The 17,304-nt window shown below is 34.5% G+C and carries 15 protein-coding genes and 1 pseudogene; 9 read left to right on the top strand and 7 right to left on the bottom strand.

Annotated features, from left to right (window positions below; all coding sequences use genetic code 11):
• Positions 1-23 precede the first annotated feature (23 nt).
• Positions 24-782: a hypothetical protein gene (locus IRZ78_RS02245; protein ID WP_228520339.1), complete on the top strand. Its 759-nt coding sequence runs from the start codon at positions 24-26 to the stop codon at positions 780-782.
• A gap of 131 nt (positions 783-913) precedes the next feature.
• Positions 914-1,675, top strand: coding sequence for a hypothetical protein (locus IRZ78_RS02240; RefSeq protein ID WP_194614984.1), 762 nt, complete (start codon positions 914-916; stop codon positions 1,673-1,675).
• A gap of 208 nt (positions 1,676-1,883) precedes the next feature.
• On the opposite strand, the gene IRZ78_RS02235 is transcribed toward IRZ78_RS02240, so the two are convergent.
• Positions 1,884-2,159: a hypothetical protein gene (locus tag IRZ78_RS02235; protein ID WP_194614983.1), complete on the bottom strand. Its 276-nt coding sequence runs from the start codon at positions 2,157-2,159 to the stop codon at positions 1,884-1,886.
• A gap of 130 nt (positions 2,160-2,289) precedes the next feature.
• The gene (locus IRZ78_RS02230; protein ID WP_194614982.1) at positions 2,290-3,255 is read right to left on the bottom strand and encodes an SPOR domain-containing protein; all 966 of its coding nucleotides are present in this window, start codon (positions 3,253-3,255) and stop codon (positions 2,290-2,292) included.
• A gap of 256 nt (positions 3,256-3,511) precedes the next feature.
• Here IRZ78_RS02230 and dprA point away from each other — a divergent pair.
• A pseudogene (gene dprA, locus IRZ78_RS02225) lies at positions 3,512-4,608 on the top strand (DNA-processing protein DprA).
• Between the two features lie 79 nt (positions 4,609-4,687).
• Here the strand turns inward: dprA and trpS are convergent.
• Complete coding sequence (trpS, locus tag IRZ78_RS02220) at positions 4,688-5,662, bottom strand: tryptophan--tRNA ligase (RefSeq protein WP_194614981.1); 975 nt, start codon at positions 5,660-5,662, stop codon at positions 4,688-4,690.
• 264 nt (positions 5,663-5,926) lie between these two features.
• Between trpS and IRZ78_RS02215 the strand changes: the two genes are divergently transcribed.
• Positions 5,927-6,691 (top strand): lysophospholipid acyltransferase family protein, encoded by a 765-nt coding sequence (locus IRZ78_RS02215; RefSeq protein ID WP_194614980.1) that lies wholly within the window; start codon positions 5,927-5,929, stop codon positions 6,689-6,691.
• A 582-nt stretch (positions 6,692-7,273) separates the two neighbouring features.
• Here IRZ78_RS02215 and recA read toward each other — a convergent pair.
• The 4 genes from recA to IRZ78_RS02195 all read right to left on the bottom strand — a co-directional run bounded on the left by recA (position 7,274) and on the right by IRZ78_RS02195 (position 10,595).
• Positions 7,274-8,281 (bottom strand): recombinase RecA, encoded by a 1,008-nt coding sequence (gene recA, locus IRZ78_RS02210; RefSeq protein ID WP_194615282.1) that lies wholly within the window; start codon positions 8,279-8,281, stop codon positions 7,274-7,276.
• A 169-nt stretch (positions 8,282-8,450) separates the two neighbouring features.
• A complete protein-coding gene (locus IRZ78_RS02205) occupies positions 8,451-8,960 on the bottom strand; it encodes an acyl-CoA thioesterase (protein ID WP_194614979.1) in 510 nt (169 codons plus the stop codon).
• Positions 8,961-9,055: 95 nt separating this feature from the next.
• Entirely contained in the window at positions 9,056-9,439 is a 384-nt protein-coding gene (locus IRZ78_RS02200; RefSeq protein WP_194614978.1) for a DoxX family membrane protein, read from the bottom strand.
• A 7-nt stretch (positions 9,440-9,446) separates the two neighbouring features.
• Positions 9,447-10,595, bottom strand: coding sequence for a DNA polymerase III subunit delta' (locus tag IRZ78_RS02195; protein WP_194614977.1), 1,149 nt, complete (start codon positions 10,593-10,595; stop codon positions 9,447-9,449).
• 433 nt (positions 10,596-11,028) lie between these two features.
• Between IRZ78_RS02195 and IRZ78_RS02190 the strand changes: the two genes are divergently transcribed.
• From IRZ78_RS02190 to IRZ78_RS02170, 5 genes are all read left to right on the top strand, one after another.
• Positions 11,029-11,481 (top strand): hypothetical protein, encoded by a 453-nt coding sequence (locus IRZ78_RS02190; protein ID WP_173968972.1) that lies wholly within the window; start codon positions 11,029-11,031, stop codon positions 11,479-11,481.
• A 205-nt stretch (positions 11,482-11,686) separates the two neighbouring features.
• The gene (locus tag IRZ78_RS02185; protein WP_194614976.1) at positions 11,687-12,979 is read left to right on the top strand and encodes a hypothetical protein; all 1,293 of its coding nucleotides are present in this window, start codon (positions 11,687-11,689) and stop codon (positions 12,977-12,979) included.
• Positions 12,980-13,081: 102 nt separating this feature from the next.
• Complete coding sequence (locus IRZ78_RS02180; protein WP_194614975.1) at positions 13,082-13,498, top strand: hypothetical protein; 417 nt, start codon at positions 13,082-13,084, stop codon at positions 13,496-13,498.
• On the top strand, positions 13,495-14,949 hold the full coding sequence (gene sprC / locus IRZ78_RS02175) for a gliding motility protein SprC (RefSeq protein WP_194614974.1): 1,455 nt from the start codon (positions 13,495-13,497) through the stop codon (positions 14,947-14,949). Before IRZ78_RS02180 ends, sprC begins: the two co-directional genes overlap by 4 nt.
• Position 14,950: 1 nt before the next feature.
• Positions 14,951-17,304, top strand: a 2,354-nt coding sequence (locus IRZ78_RS02170) for a type IX secretion system membrane protein PorP/SprF (protein WP_194614973.1), incomplete at its 3' end; no start/stop codon positions are given.

The following is a 17,304-nucleotide window of genomic DNA, read 5'->3' as shown; positions in this document are numbered from 1 at the left end:
AAACATTATGTAAAATAGAAATTATGAAAAAGTTACTATACATCCTCTTAATAGGCATTACGGTTCAGAATATGTCAGGGCAGGACTTGAAACCCGAATATCAAAAGTTTGTCAAAAAATTTATTGATAATGTAAAAAATGATAGGAAAGAGGCTGTTGCCGAGGCTATTAAGTATCCTTTAAAAAGAGACAATCCAATTCCGTCTATCAAGAATAAAATAGAGTTTGTAAAAAGATATGATGAAATTTTTGATGCTAAACTAAAAGCTGAAATTTCAAAATCGAATGCAGCAAAAGACTGGTCAGAAGTGGGCTGGCGTGGCATAATGCTAAATCAGGGAACTTTATGGATGGATACTAACGGAAAAGTTTTCTCTATAAGTTATCAGTCAAAAGCTGAAAATGATCTTAAAAACAAGTTGATAGCTTCTGAAAAAAACAAACTTCACCCATCGATTGCAAAGTTTACAGCGCCGGAAGTAATTTTAGAAACCTCTAAATTTAGAGTCCGAATTGATGATTTGGGAAATGATAATTATAGATATGCTTCATGGTCAATAAAGAAATCCATGAGCGAAAAACCAGATTTAACTATCACCAAAGGGAAATGGTTTCGGGATGGTACTGGAGGAAATAATCATTACGATTTCAAAAAAGGAAATTTTCTTTACCAGTGTTACATTACAGTTTTGGGTACAAAAGATTCAGCACCAGCTAATTTAACCATCTATCAAAACGGAAAAGAAATTCTCAATCAGGACGCTAAAATTGTTCCACGTTAAACAAAAATCCTATTCGTTGCGGCGGGTAGGATTTTTTGTTTCAGATGCATTTGACTTTGCTCAAAGCGAATATAAATTATTTATATTTGATTGTAATTACCAGATTAATAACAAATTAAAAATGTTTTAATATGAAAATAAGAAAGGTGTTTTTAATAGGATTGATTTTTTGCAGCAGTTTTGCTGTTGCCCAGGAATCAAAAATGGAGTATCAGAAATTTGTCAAAAAGTTCATTGATAATGTAAAAAGCGACAACAAAGAAGCTCTTGGCGATTGGGTTGTTTATCCGCTCAAGCGGGATTATCCAATACCAGATGTTGCCAATAAAACCGATTTTATAAAGCGATATGCTGAAATTTTTGATGCAACATTGAAAAATGAAATTATAAAATCGACTCCAGCTAAAGGCTGGAATGATATGGGTTTACGTGGAGTTATGTTAAATCACGGCAGTATCTGGCTGGATATCGACGGACGTTTAACGGCAGTAAATTATCAATCAAAAGCAGAAACCGAACTTAGAAATAAACTTATTGCTTCGCAGAAAAAGATGCTTGATCCCAGTATTGCTTTCTTTCAGACACCAATTTGTATTTTGGAGACGGCTGAATTTAAAATCAGGATTGATAATTTAGGCAATAATAATTACCGTTATGCTTCGTGGTCAATCAAAAAAGAAATGACTCAGAAACCTGATTTAGTGATTAATGGCGGAGAATTTGTTGTAGAAGGAATTGGTGGAAATCATCAGTATGAATTTAAAAAAGACGGTTTTATTTATGAGTGTGCTATCATCGTTTTAGGCGAAAAAAATTCGCCTCCGGCGAGATTACGAATTTATAAGGGCAATAAAGTTACTCTTTCTCAGGATGCTAGAATTGTTTCACGTTAAACAAAAAAATCCTACTTGCGACAAGTAGGATTTTTGTTTTAATATTCAGCTTTTACTTTTTCAAGTTTTTTCTGTTGTTCTATTTTTTTTAATTTAAGTTTTTGAATATCAAGATCATGATCTTTCAACTTTATTTGTTGTTTTTGAAGATCTTCTTCAGAAACAGAACTTGAGTTTATTTTCGATTCGAGTTTCTGTTTGTTAGACTCTAATTTGTCGATTTTTTTTTTGTTGATTCAAGATCTTTCTCAGCGTTTTTAAGGTCTTTTTGATGCCTTTCCAGCTTCTTTTGTTCTTTTTTTAATTGCGATTGATCGTTGTCCAGCTTTTTTCGATAATCTTCTGTAGATTTTTGCGCTTCTTTATCTAATTTTTTCTGTGCAATTTTCTGAGATTTTTCAGTTGTGATTATTTTCTGAGCATAAAATGAATTAGAATTCAGAATAAACAAAAATGCAAAAAGTAATTTTAGCATGTTTTTCATTGTATTTTGTTCTTTAAAAGTTAAGAACAAAAATAGGATTGTGCCTTTTGAAGTCAGGCCTGATAAGGTTTTTTTAAAGATAAAATAAGACAAAAAAAATCCTATCCGCCGTGGCCGATAGGATTTTTTATTATAGTGTTTCGACAAGAATCCAGGCATCTGGATTTTCACCTTTTTGTATTTCTTTTTGTGCTTTTTCGGCTTCGGCCATTGTAGCATAACTTCCGTATAAAACCGGAAATAAACCGTGTTTGTTTTCTCCCAGCATTCGGGCTTTAAAACCGTCTTTGATCAATTGGTTATAAGCTTTTCTTGCATTTTGTTCACTTCTGTAAGCACCAGCCATAATGTGGTATGACATTGCTTTTTCTGCAGCAACTTCTACTTTTGCAGAATCAACAGAAAGTGTTACAGCAGGCAATGGACTTTGGATAAAAAATGTAGCTTCCTGTATTTTGTTTTGTACTTTTTTCTGAACAGCACTTTCTACAATAAGTGTTTTGGTAGCGATTTGATTTTGGTACAAAGGATATCCAATACTTCCCGTAATTCCTAGTCCTAAGACAAGAATTGCAGCATATTTCAGGAATGAATTTGATGATCTTTCCTCGTCATTTTCATATAAGGCAACTGGTTCTCTTTCTTCGATTTCTTTGATCTTTTTCTCGAAGTTTTCCTTTTTTACAATTGGAGAAACAAATGGACTTAGTCCAAAAGAACTTGCCAAATAATTGGTTTGATCGTTTGGTGTAAAAATTATATTTTTCTCAGAATTTAGACGAATTTCACCTATATTTTTTAGGCTGATAACACCATTCTCTTCTAAAGTTTTTTTCCAGCTTACCACTTCAAAAGCAATAGCACTCACTGCAAAACCATAAGATGTTTTTTCAGCATGAGCGATATGATTTGCCAATAGCCCGTCATTGTTTTTCAAGTGGCTATTAAATGAGATCGATTTTTTAGGAGGAAAAAACGAATTTGTGCTTTCATTCAGCTGCGCCGAGTGAATTTCGGTTAAAAATGCTCCAAACCCTGGAACCGTTACACACTGATAACGATACAATAACTGTGCTATATAGTTTTCGATTTTCATAGTAACAAAGTTATGCAACGAATATAGTTATCAAAATTTTATTCACAATTTTTATTAACAATTCGAATAATTTTATAGACAATTAATCTTCAATTAGTTGTGTTTAATTCTTCTTTTTTGGAATGTGTTGGAATAAATATAATTTTATATTTTTTGAAAGAATTTACTTCTAATTTATATCTTTGGCATTCTTAAAATTAATTTAAGAATTGTTTCATCAAGATATTTTTCGCCGCCATTTAACCGTATTCAATTCATGTCAGATCAAGATTTATTTTATTTATTAGCCTTATTAAAAGTTGAAGGAGTAGGAGATATAATGACTAAAAAATTACTCGCTCATTGCGGAAATGCCGAAGCAATTTTTTAAACAAAAACAAATCAAATTGCTGCTATTGATGGAGTTGGCCCTGTTTTACTAAATAATTTGAAAGACAAATCGATTTTCGAAAAAGCCAATCGCGAACTTGAATTTATTAATGCAAACCACATAAATGTCTCTTTTTTTCAGGACGAAAATTATCCGGAACGCCTGAAACATTGTTTCGATTCTCCGGTTTTAATTTTTTCTGCTGAAATATAAATTTAAAAAGCAAGAAAATAATAAGTATTGTGAGAACACGCCAGATAACCTCCTACGGAATTGAGTTTTGTAAAAAGTTAATCAAAGATTTAGCACCGCTGGATCCTGTTATTGTAAGTGGTTTTGCATATGGAGCTGATATCGTGGCGCACCAATTGGCAATGGATTATAATTTGCAGACTATTGGAGTTTTGGCACATGGTTTAAACCAAATTTATCCAAAAACGCACAAGAAAAATGTGGCTGCAATAGAACAAAGTGGGGGATTCATTACTGAGTTTTGGAGTACTGCAAATCCGGATAAAGAGAATTTTGGACGCAGAAACAGGATTATTGCCGGTATGACCGAAGCTACAATTGTGATAGAATCAGCAGATAGGAGGTTCGCTTATTACCGCAAACCTTGCCAATGATTATAATCGTGATGTTTTTGCCGTTCCTGGCCGGGTTACAGACAAATACAGTCAGGGTTGTATGATCTTATTAAAACTCAAAAAGCAAACGTACTAACAAGCGCTGCTGATTTGATTTATATTTTAAATTGGGATATAGAAAATAAAGGAAAAACGATCCAGAAACAATTGTTTGTAGAACTTGAAGCTGATGAACAAAAAATATATGATTTTTTGCTTAAAAACGGAAAAGAGTTACTGGATATGATCGCGTTACAATGCAATTTTCCAATCTATAAAATCTCGGGATTACTTTTGAATATGGAGCTTAAAGGGGTAATTCGGTCTTTGCCAGGGAAATTATTTGAGGCGATTTAAAAAGTAAAATTTGCCACGAATTATAGCAATCAACACGAATTAATTTCGTGAAAATTAGGGTAATTCGTGGCAGAATAATTTATTTACCAAAACCAAGTACTTCACGAACTTTGGCTAAAACACCATCAGCAATAACAGAAGCTTTTCCGGCTCCTTTTTTCAATAAAGCATCAACTTCGTCAAGATTGTTGATATAGTAATTGTATTTTTCTCTTTCGGTTTTGAATTTTTCTGTAATCAGTTCAAACAAAGCTTGTTTAGCGTGACCGTATCCGTAATTTCCCCCCAAATAATTCGCTCTCATTTCGGCGATTTGAGCTTCGGTTGCTAGCAATGAATAAATTGCAAATGCATTACAAGTATCCGGATTTTTAGGATCTTCAAGTGGTGTGCTATCTGTTTCGATGCTCATAACCTGCTTGCGCAATGTTTTGTCATCCAGGAAAATATTGATAATATTATTGGCAGACTTACTCATTTTTCCACCATTTGTTCCGGGAATCAATTTGCTGTCTTCCTGAATTTTAGCTTCAGGAATTACAAATGTTTCGCCCATTTGGTGATTAAAACGGGAAGCGACATCACGAGTAATTTCTAAGTGCTGCAACTGGTCTTTTCCAACGGGCACAAATTCAGCATCATAAAGTAATATATCAGCTGCCATTAACATCGGATAAGAGAACAAACCAGCGTTTACATCATCTAAACGATCTGCTTTGTCTTTGAAAGAATGCGCTAAAGTCAGTCTTTGAAATGGAAAAAAGCAACTTAAATACCAGGTCAATTCAGTAGTTTGGGTTACATCAGATTGTCTGTAAAATGTAACACGATCAATATCTAATCCAAAAGCAAGCCATGCAGCAGCGACACTAAAAGTGTTTTCGCGCAATGTTTTGCCGTCTTTAATCTGTGTAATCGAATGTAAATCAGCGATAAACAAAAAAGATTCGTTTCCGGGATTGTTTGATAATTCGATCGCTGGAATAATTGCTCCCAATAAATTGCCTAAGTGTGGCGTTCCAGTACTCTGAACACCAGTAAGTATTTTTGCCATTCTAGTTTTTTCTTATTACTAAACGCAAAGTTCGTTTTTTTACTGCAAAATACATAAATTTTACCACGCTGTTTTATTTTAATCTCGTAAAGTCGCTAAGCCGCAAAGTTTATTTTCTTTGCGGCTTAGCGACTTTGCGAGAAATATGTTAGCGTTCTTTGCGAAAAAACTTTGTGAACTTTGCGGTAAAAAAACGTACCGCATAATAGCTACACTAGAAATTCTTTTTGTATAATTCATTTCTGTTTTATTACATTTGAAACTATGAAAGGAATTAAAATTGTTTTTTGGGTTTTGTGGCGCATTTGGTTTTACATTTTGATGGCCATTCCGATATTGATTATGCTGCCGTTTTTGCTTATTTCTATTATATCGGAAAGGGGATACCCCTATTTCTTTAAAATGGCCCGCATTTGGGCTAAATTCATCCTTTTTGGCATGGGTTTTTATTATACGGTGAAGCGCGAGCAGAAACTAGTTAAAAATACCAGCTATATGATCGTAGCCAATCATACTTCGATGACGGATATTATGCTGATGCTGGCTGTGGTGCGTAATCCTTTTGTATTTGTTGGGAAAAAAGAACTTTCGAAAATTCCTTTGTTTGGGTTTTTCTATAAACGAACTTGTATTCTGGTAGACAGAAACTCTTCGAAAAGTAAAAATGAAGTTTTTAAAAGAGCTCAAGACAGGCTTAGTCAGGGACTTAGTATTTGTATTTTTCCGGAAGGCGGAGTTCCTGACGACGAAAGTATTTTGCTGGATGAGTTTAAAGACGGTGCTTTTCGTTTAGCCATTGAACATCAAATTCCTATTGTTCCTATTGTTTTTGCTGATAACAAAGAACGATTCTCCTATACTTTTTTAAGCGGAAGTCCGGGTAAAATGAGAGTGAAAATTCTGCCTTTCGTAGAAACAAAAGAATTGACAAGTGAAAATAGGAAAGCACTTCGTGACGAAGTAAGACAATTGATTTATAAAGGTTTACTTCAGTTTAAGAAAGAAAAGAATAAAGAGGAAAGAGAATAGAAAAAAGAGTAGAGAGAATAGATTATAGATTTAAATAAAAACCCGACAGCTCGTTAAAGTTGCCGGGTTTTCTTTTGAATTAAAATCCCCATTTTATATCAAAAAATACTATCGATGAATTATTTTCTCTGAAATAAAACGCAATACTTTTTTAAATTTCAATTTGGTTTTTTTGCGGTTTTTACTGTACAACACTTCTATTTTCTCTTTCATGGTTAAAAATATTAAGAATTGATAATAAAGAGTTTGCTTTAAACTCAAGTTAACGTCATAATAGTATAGAAAGCAAAAAATAAATAAGGTTGCGTGAAAACCTGAAACTTCTTAAAAAATCTAATAAAAAACCCGCTAGTATTGAAAACTAACGGATTTTATCGAACAAACAACCAAATTTATTCTGAAAAAAGTTTGAATTGGGTATTATGGCCTAATACCAATCAAATCTTATGTCTGTTTACTAGATGAACTTATCTTAAAATGGTTGCGCAGTTTTTATACTTTTTTTGAAAATAAAAAACCCGACAGATTTTTAAAAACCTGTCGGGTTGGTATAAAGTATTATTTATTAAAGCTTTATAGAAATTAAGCGCTTGCTAAATCTTTAATATGGGCTTTAATTTTTACTTCTAATTCATCTGCTAATTCCGGATTATCTTTGATTAAAGATTTTACAGCATCACGACCTTGTCCTAATTTTGTATCTCCGTAGCTAAACCATGATCCTGCTTTTTTAACGATCTCAAATTCAACCGCTAAGTCAAGAATTTCACCAGTTTTAGAAACTCCTTCTCCGTACATAATGTCAAATTCGGCAGTTTTAAAAGGCGGTGCAACTTTGTTTTTTACAATTTTTACTTTAGTTCTGTTTCCTATAACATTCTCACCATCTTTAATTTGAGATGAACGACGAATATCCAAACGAACTGAAGCGTAGAATTTTAAGGCGTTACCACCCGTTGTAGTTTCAGGGTTACCAAACATAACACCAATTTTCTCTCTCAACTGGTTGATGAAGAAAACAGTACAATTTGTTTTGCTGATTGTTCCTGTCAATTTTCTTAAAGCCTGAGACATCAAACGTGCGTGAAGACCCATTTTAGAATCTCCCATTTCACCTTCGATTTCACTTTTTGGAGTCAATGCAGCAACAGAGTCAATTACCACAATATCAATTGCGCCTGAGCGAATTAAGTTCTCAGCAATTTCTAAAGCTTGCTCCCCGTTGTCTGGTTGAGAAATGATCAGGTTTTCGATATCTACGCCTAATTTCTCAGCATAATTTCTATCAAAAGCATGTTCAGCATCTATAAAAGCAGCAATTCCGCCGGCTTTTTGAGCTTCAGCAATTGCATGTAACGTTAAAGTGGTCTTTCCAGAAGATTCCGGACCGTAAATTTCTATAATTCTTCCTCTAGGGTAACCATTAACTCCAAGAGCTAAATCAACACCAAGAGAACCTGAAGAAATAGTTTCAACCTCTACAATGGCTTTATCGCCCATTTTCATTACGGTTCCTTTTCCGTATGTTTTATCTAATTTGTCAAGCGTAAGTTGTAGCGCTTTTAATTTGGCTTCTTTCTCTGAACTCATCTCTTTTTTTTCTTTTTCTTTCATGTAAATTTTTATAATTCATTCTCAAAAACAAACCAGAAATGATAACTTACTGATTTAGATTTGTATCAGGCTTGTATTTTGTAAAATTAGTTCTTTTTTTTGAAGTTTGATTCTCTCAAATTGTTCCAAATTGTCACAAATTTCACTATAAAAATAAAGCCTTTAATTCTGTAGCTTCAGAAGGTTTTATTTTCCCGGCCAATAGTAAACTCAATTGTTTACGACGCAAAGCAGCATCAAAACGTTGTATTTCAAGCTCAGTTTGGGGTGCAATTGGCGGAACTTCAACAGGTCTTCCGCTATCATCCACTGCAACAAAAGTATAAATGGCTTCGTTGGCTTTGGTTCTGCTTCCGGATTCACGGTCTTCTACCCAAACATCTATAAAAACTTCCATAGAACTTTTAAAAGATCTGGAAACTTTTGCTTCTATTGTCACTACGGCTCCAAGGGGAATAGCCCTGTTGAAAGCAACGTGATTTACTGATGCCGTTACTACAATGCGGCGTGAATGTCTGCGGGCTGCAATACTTGCTGCACGATCCATACGGGCCAATAGTTCACCTCCAAAAAGGTTATTTAAAGGATTTGTTTCGCTCGGTAAAACTAAATCGGTTAATATAGTTAAGGATTCTGAAGGGTGTTTAGGATTCATTTTTTTAATATAAAATTTTTATTTACTGTCCGGATAAAGCGAACAAATTTATTTTTTTGACACTCCCGATAGTTATCGGGATTCTGTTGCACATTTTAATTCAACCAATATACAGCCATTACGGCCGGAATAAAATAAATTACAATGGTTCTCGCACCGTCATAATCTTTGGCTAATCTTTGCCCAAAAAGCATCATTAACAAACAAATACAGGAAAATATTGCGCCATAAAAACCAAATTCGCGACCACTATTTGTTAACAATTGTATGGCACCAACTACACATAAAATTCCGGAAATTAATTCAAGAATTAAAAGATGAAGCAAAGCCAGAGGCACTTGGTTTTTTAATGGTGTTTTGGCAAAGTGTCCTTTGAGCCATTCGACATTATCTTTCCAATAGAATATTTTTTCATATCCTGATTGTAAGAAGGTTAAGGCTAAAAAAGCTAATAGTAAAATGGAGGCAACATTATTCATTTGAAAACTATTTTTTATGAATTAAACGAGTCAGTTTTATAGATAAATCAGTTAAAATTATTTTTGCATTTCCATTTCTTTCAATGTGGTACATAGCATCTGAAAGTTCTTTGAAAATTTCATGAATGTTATTTCCGTTTACAAATGGGGCAAAATTTTCTAATTTGAATTTATCGACTTTTGGTTCAATATAAACCAAAGTTGGAGCCTGATAATTAAGCAAAAGTGCCTGACGAAACATTTCGATACAAAACTGAATGAATTTTTTCTGGCTTTCACGTCCAAGAGCTGCAATTTCTTCGCTCCAGGATATTAAATCCTGAATGGCGGCTGCATTTCCTTTTGCCCTAAAAGCGGCACGGACCCAGTTGACAAACCATTGCTCAAAAGGATATTCTGAATCATCTTGTTTTAAAAGATGTAAAGCTTTGCTGAAATTTCCTTGTGCCTGGTGCGCAATTTTAAAAGCTGTTTTTTCGTCGATATTTTCTTTTGAAATTAAAGCTTCGGCAATCACTTTTTCGGGTAATCCGTTAAAGTGAATTACCTGACAGCGAGAGCGTATAGTTTGAATAATATCTTCTTCGTTTTCAGAAATCAGAATAAAAATAGTTTTATCCGAAGGTTCTTCCAATAGTTTTAAAAGCTTATTAGATGCAGCGATATTCATTTTATCAGCCATCCAAATAATCATGATCTTATAACCGCCTTCGTAGGATTTTAACGAAAGTGATTTTAAAACCTCTGTTGCATCTTCAACACGTATTTCTCCTTGTTTATTCTGAACGCCCAAAATTTTATACCAGTCAAATAAACCTCCATAAGGCATTTCCTGAATAAAAGTGCGCCAATCCTGAATAAAGTCTAAGCTTTTTGGTTTGGTTTTAACATCTTCGGTAGTAACCGTTGGATAAATAAAATGCAAATCGGGATGCGAAATGTTTTGAAACTTCAAATTGCAGGAATCATTTCCGTTTGAATTTTCGTTTCCTGTATTACTGCACAAAATATATTGCGCATAAGCGATGGCCGTTGATAGTGTGCCGCTTCCTTCTGGCCCAATGAATAATTGTGCGTGCGGAATTCTTCCGGAAGCTGCACTTTTTATCAAGTGACTTTTGATGTAATCTTGACCTAAAATTTGAGAAAATTGCATGAAGCAAAGATAGAAGAAAATGATGTAGTCAAAAATTTTCGTTCAAAACTTTCTGTCCTGCTTTTTATTTATGTTGTATAAAAACTTTTTCGCATAATTTTTTGAAGTTTGTTAACGAACTTTTGTTAATAACGAGGATAAATCGAGCAGATATCAGCGCTTTTTTGTTAATAGTTTTTTAGGAAAAATGCTAAACGTAAGGTTTTTTTGGTTATAATTTTAAGTGATTTTGTTTTTTTTATGTGTAATATCTTACGGTTTGCATTTTAACAAATTTAACAAAAAGCCCGTTAAAACGCACATTTTCCCGACATAAGGCTGATTTTTAAGGTTTTTTTAAGGTTTTTTTTTGAAAAAAGAAATCAATAAAGTTGCAATTTAAGTTAATTTACATATTTTTGTTTGCATCAACAACCCATTATAATAAGAATCTATGAAAGGGAAAATTATTTTATTTAGTACACTTTTTTTAATGACAACTGGTGCTATTTCAGCCCAGGCTAAAAATGCTCCAAGAAGTATAATTAGTACAACAGCTCTTATTCGCAAATACCATGATCAAAAAGAATTGAGCGGTATGCAAAAAGGAGAACTTTTGGAACTATACATTGAGCGTATTAAAGTTTTAGTAAAAACTCTCCCTTACATTGCTTTGGTTACAAAACCGGGTGTTACAATGGCAGACTTAGGTATTCCGGACGATAACGAACACAAAAAGGTTTTAGATGCTCAGGCTGTTGGTACAACTACTTTTTTAGATACAACAGTAGAATTTCAAAGAAAAATGATGCCGTATTCTGATAAAGGAAACCTTATTGCAGCAATTTTATTTTACGAAAGCACATTGAAATCTTTACACGAGTTCAACGAATTGAACGAAATGTAATATTATATACTATTTTTTAAAACCTTTTTTGAAATGTTTGCGTAGATGAGTTAAATTTTTTGCGCCATTTTGAAAAAAGAAATAAAAAACAACTCGTTCTCGATGTGTTCTGACTACTATCAGAAAACTCGGGATGAGTTTTTATCATTTACGCATACGCATACCGCATACCCAAATTTATTATTAACCGTAATACCCCCTTATCATGAAAAAAATTACTCAAATGATCTGCGTTCTTTTGACAGTTACTAGTATGAGTGCTCAACAAGAAAAAGGAATTATGGGCTACAACAATTGGTTGAACAACTGGACCGAATTTAAGCCTCACAAAGTAGAATATGGAGAAGCAAATCAAATTTTAGCAGGAAACATTTCTGTTAATACAAAATTGCTGAAGAGGAATATTTATGTTTTGCAAGGCAATGTTTATGTAACAAATAATGCTGTTTTAACGATTGAACCAGGAACTTTGATTATTGGTGATTTCGAAACAAAAGGAACATTGGTAGTTACAAAAGGTGCACAACTTGTTGCAGATGGTTTAGAGACAGATCCAATTGTATTTACTTCAAACCGCAGCCAGAAAAAAGCTGGTGACTGGGGTGGAGTTGTAATTCTTGGAGATGCTCCAATTAATAAATTCGGTAACGTAGGTTCTTACAACATGGATCTTGATCCAACTCTTACTACTTACGGAGGAGATAATGCAGCTTCAAACTCTGGAATCTTAAGATTTGTTAGAATCGAATTTGCAGGTAAAAAAGTAAAGGGAGTAGATACTTTCAACGGTTTAACTTTAGCTGGTGTTGGTAGCAAAACTGTTCTTGAAAACATTATGGTAAGCTACGCAGGAGGAGATTCTTTTGGAATTCTGGGCGGAGATATAAATGCTACAAAATTTGTTTCTTATAAATCAATCAACGACGATTTTAAATTTTCTCAAGGTGTACAATGTCGTTTCTATAACTCATTGGCAGTTAGATCTTCTTACTTCTCAAGTACTAAAGACGGATCTCGTTGCATGGAAGTAAAATCATACGAAAAGAAAAGTGAAACAGATTTTACTAAAAAACAAACTTTAGTTGTTGCAACTAATATTACAATGCTTAATGACAGTGAAAACATTAAAGCTGATATTCAGGCAGGTTTAGTAAAAGAAGCTGTGTATGTGGCTGAAAACGCTTCTCTTGAAATGAAAAGAAGTGTGATCTCTGGATTTAATCCTGCAGTATTATTAGACAGCAAAACAGAAATCAATGACGCCAACCTTAAAAAAATCAAATTTGAGGAAATGTATTTCAACCTATGTAACGGAAACATCTTTACAGAATACAATTCTAACAACGAAGATTTAGAGAGCTGGTATGGAAACAGTGTGTTCTTTAACGTTTACTCTCAAAGTGATAACAAAGAAACATTCATTGATATTTCTAATCCTAAAAAGCCAGATTTCAGATTACAATTAGGAAAAATTACAGCTTCAAGCGGCAATAGATAATAGACTTAGATTTTTATTTCAAAGCGTAAATTTTATTAATAAAGTCCCCAGACACAATTTATGTATTCGTCTTAAACCGGACCAAATAAAGATCAAAACATAATGGCTCAATCTAGAAAAAAATATTTTTTAAATATAATATTTTTGGTTTCACCTATTACGTTAAGTCTATATGCACAAAGTTCAATGGAAAAGCCTACAACTTCTATTGCTACTGTTTGCAGTATGACTGCGTCACATAACCAAAATAACGATACGTCTGATATCAAAAATATCGGCAAATTAGAGATTTCTAATCAGTTTATAGCAGGGCTATCCATCCCCAAGGATAGCCTTCCTATTGCAGTTGATTCGAATGATCAGACTACTTTAAAATGTGAAGATAATTCATCACTGGCAGCTTCTTATTCACTTCTTGCAAAAGATATTATTGAGAACTACCGATATGATTTTTCTGAAACATTTATTGATATCTTGTTTTTTGAGAATATAGATTTGGCAAGAAAACGCACTATATGATTCGAAAAATTACTTTATCTTTTTTTAACGTTTTTCTATTATTTGGTATGATTATTTTTACCGGATCAAGTTCTTATGCGCAGGTTAAATCGATAAATCCACAGGTTTTAGATTTTGACAGGATATGTGCCGGACCTGGTGGTAATCAATATACTGCAAAATTTACTTATAGCGGATTTCCCGCAGGGACAGTTTTTGTTGTTGAACTTTCAACCAATAATTTTACTACTATAATTACTGCCAACACAATATCGGCTTCAGATCCTGCGGTAAATCAAAAGGAAATACTTTTTTCTGTTCCTACTGATCTTCCAGGATCTGATACTTATAGCCTTAGAGTTTCTGCGGCTGGTTTTTCAAGTACCAAGTTTGTTTCTTTTGGTTTAAAAACTTCTTTTCCAATTTATTACAGGGCACATGACAGGCAGTTTACCATAAATAATTTTAGTGGTAATGCAGCATTTTGTTCAGGTGGTAGTTATGTCCTGACAATTGATCCAGATTCAACTGATCCTGTAAACGATTCACCCTTAAAATATAAATTTTTAAACTATAACTGGTATAGAGATAATGGTGCAACTGCACTGCCAACTCTTGTTGCTGGTGCTTCAGGAGCAAGTTATACTGTAACTACTCCGGGAGTTTATTATGTAGAAACAAATTATGGAACCTGTACTTCTGAATCCTACTCCAATCGTGTAACTGTTACATCAGCAGGTGGTGGTTCAGATGTTACAATCAGTTCAAGTTTAGGAAATCCTTTTTGTCCAAGTACTGATGGGACAATTTTAACAGCCACAAGTGGTAATAAGTATACATGGAAAAAAGACGGTGCTGCATTTGGTGGTAATACCCGTACTGTTAAAGCAACAGATTCCGGTATTTATACTGTGGAAGTTGACTTTGGCGGTTGTGTTGCAAGCGGATCAATTGACCTTAAAAGTAATAGTTTTAATGCCAGTATCGATGTTGCTGATGAGTTTCAACTTGAAGAAGGAGAAACTTTAAACGTTAGCGTTACAACAGATGCTACAAGTCCAACTTACGAATGGTATTTAAATAATAATCTTATTTCGGGAGCTACATCAGGTAGTTATCTGGTAGCCGCTATTGGTATTTATAAAGTGAGAATTTCGCAATCTTCGGGATGTATATCTTCTAAAGAATTTATTTTCAAAGCCAAAGGAAAAGCAGGTCCTTCTTCAGTTATTCCAAACATAATTAGTTTGAGCGGTGCTAGCCCTTATTGGAATATCCCGGATGAATATAAAAATGCAAATACCAAGGTTATGATTATAAGTTCGAATGGCGACATGGTTCTTGATGTTAGCAATTATCAGGGAGATTGGCCTCAGACTTCAATAGATTTTAAAAATGTAAATCCAGTTTATTACTATGTCATTAAAGGCGACTCAGGTGAGAAAAAAGGATCAATAACTGTGATAAGATAATATGAAGAAAATTTTACTATTCATCACTTTATTTTACGGTTTTTCAAATACACTCTATTCCCAGGACAAACCTGAGAATGGAGTTGTTTCGTTTTCATTACCTATCAGAAATTCTTTAAAGTTTAATAGATATTTAATCAACCCAACATTTAGTTTTGTTCGCGAAACAAATGCATACGCAAGCTTTTATAATAAAAGACAATGGGTGCAGTTTGAAGATGCGCCAAATACTTATCTGGCCAATTATTCAGGTCGCTTTAGAGAAAATGAAGCATTTGCTTTTGGCTTATTCCAGCAAAATTATGGTTTAATGACCGTTTTTGGCGGAATAGGAAACTTCGCACACAACATTGTTCTAGAGCAGGACAGTAACTTGACTTTTGGTATGAACGTTGGCGTATATCAAAGTGGTTTAAACAAAGGAAAAATCATATCTGATGATCCAAATCTTTTAAATTTAGATTACCCTTCAAATACATTACTTACAGTTAATCCTGGTATCAACTATGGTACTGCATTTCTTGATTTTGGAGTTTCTGTAAACAATCTGATTCTTTACAATTTTGGTTCAGGAATCGTAAAAGATGATCCGGAAAGAGCGATCGAACTACATGCTATGTACACTGGTTATCTTGATAGTTATGGATTTTTTGACAGAAGTAAATTCTCAGGAATTGTAAAAACAGAAATCAAACAAGAAAAAACAATAATTTCAGGACTTGCCATGATTGCCATTCCGCAAGGAGTTTGGGCACAGGCAGGTTACAATACTTTGTATGGAATTTCAGCAGGTTTAGGAATTAATATTTCGCCAAGTATCGCTATCGAATACAACTACGAGAGAGGAATGGGGAATTTTACAAATCTTGGAGGTTCTCATGAATTTGCTATTGCTTATAAATTCAAAAATAAAAACTATTACTATGGTGATGATGAAGAAGGTTCTTTAATAGATCCTTCGAAACCAAAAGCAGTAATGGCTAAAAAAACGACTACTTCGGTCACGAGAGTAAGTGGTGCTGAAACAGCAAAACTAGCTGCCGAAGCTAAGGCTAAAGCCGATGCTGAAGCACTTAAAGTAAGATTGGCTGCGGCCGAGAAAGTGAAGGCTGATGCCGAAGCTGCTGCAAAAGCAAAACTAGAAGCCGATAATAAAGCTAAGGCTGATGCTGAAGCATTAAAAATAAAACTAGCTGCAGATGCTAAAGCAAAAGCTGATGCAACAAGAGCACAAACTGCAACAACAAACAAAGCAGTTGCGACAGAACAAAAAACACAAGCACAATTAACTGCAGACAAAGCGAGAGCTGATGCTGAAGCACGCAGAATAAAATTAGCTGCAGATAATAAAGCGCGAGTAGATGCTGCTGCTGCTGCGAGAGCTCAAGCAATTGCAAAAAAACCTAGCGCAACAACAACTCAAAAGACTCAGGCACAATTAGCAGCTGATAAAGCAAAAGCTGATGCCGAAGCATTGAGAACTAAATTGGCTGCAGATAAAGCGAAAGCCGATGCCACAGCAGCTGCAAAATCAAAAGCTGCAACAACTGCTGCACCACAAAAAACACAAGCAGAATTAGCCGCTGATAAAGCGAGAGCTGATGCAGAAGCATTGAAAATTAAGCTGGCTGGAGATGCAAAAGCTAAAGCCGATGCCGAAGCGGCTGCAAAAGCAAAATTAGAAGCTGATAATAAAGCAAAGGCTGATGCCGAAGCTTTAAAAATAAAATTAGCTGCCGATGCTAAAGCAAAAGCAGATGCTGCCGAAGCTAAACGTAAAGCAGATGCCAAAGCAAAAGCTGAAGCTGCAGATTTACAATCGATTTTAGCTGCAGATGCTAAAGCAAAAGCCGATTCAGATGCTTATCAGGCAAGATTAGCTGCTGAAGCAAAAGCTGCTGCTGCTGCTGCTGTAAAAACCAAAGCAAGTATTGATGCTGCTAACAAAGCTAAACTAGCTGCTGATGCCAAAGCAAAAGCTGCTGAAGATGCTGCATTAAAAGAAAAATTAGCTGCCGATGCCAAAGCGAAAGCAGATGCAGAAGCAAGAGCTGCAAGAATAGCTGCAGAAGCAAAAGCGAAGGCTGATGCTGAAGCTGCTGCCAGAGCAAAATTAGAAGCCGATGCTAAAGCGAAAGCCGATGCGGAAGCATTGAAAATAAAATTAGAAGCTGATGCCAAAGCCAAAGCGGATGCAGAAGCATTAAAGGCAAAACTAGCTTCAGATGCTAAAGCCAAAGCGGATGCAGACGCATTACAGGCTAAACTAATCGCTGATGCCAAAGCCAAAGTTGATGCAGAAGCATTACAGGCAAAATTAGCTGCTGATGCAAAAGCAAAAGCAGATGCGGAAGC

It is taken from the genome of Flavobacterium sp. CSZ (genome assembly GCF_015350725.1).
Lineage (GTDB): Bacteria > Bacteroidota > Bacteroidia > Flavobacteriales > Flavobacteriaceae > Flavobacterium.
The sequence above is the reverse complement of the archived record's forward strand: the minus strand, read 5'-3'. Positions and strand labels throughout refer to the sequence as shown.